The 378-nt window shown below is 41.8% G+C and carries 1 protein-coding gene; it reads right to left on the bottom strand.

Translation table 11 applies throughout. The features are described from left to right. Positions 1 to 378 (bottom strand): Ig-like domain-containing protein (locus H4J62_RS20070; protein WP_182218806.1); only part of this gene is annotated, 378 nt, incomplete at both ends.

The following is a 378-nucleotide window of genomic DNA, read 5'->3' on the forward strand; positions in this document are numbered from 1 at the left end:
AAAGTGTAACTACCATCGGTATTTAAAGTGAGTTCACCTTCCGCAAGAGTAACCGTATCACCTGCATTGTACGTATTCCCACCAACAGTAAAACTCGTTACCGTGAGTGGACCATCAGCAGTTTCTGCATTATCAAGCACATTACCTGTGGCTGTTGTATCTTCTGCAACAGTGACAGTTTCATTATCATCGCTCAGATCAGAAACTGGAGTTACTGAAATCGTTAAGGTAGAAGTCTGTGTATCACCTGCACCGTCAGTAACAATGTAAGTAATTACAGGAACAGCACCGTTGAAATTGTCATTAGGTGTAAAGGTATAACTACCATCGGTATTTAAAGTTAACTCACCTTCAGTGAGGGTAACGGTGTCACCTGCA

Source organism: Colwellia sp. BRX8-5, from assembly GCF_014077325.1.
Lineage (GTDB): Bacteria > Pseudomonadota > Gammaproteobacteria > Enterobacterales > Alteromonadaceae > Colwellia_A.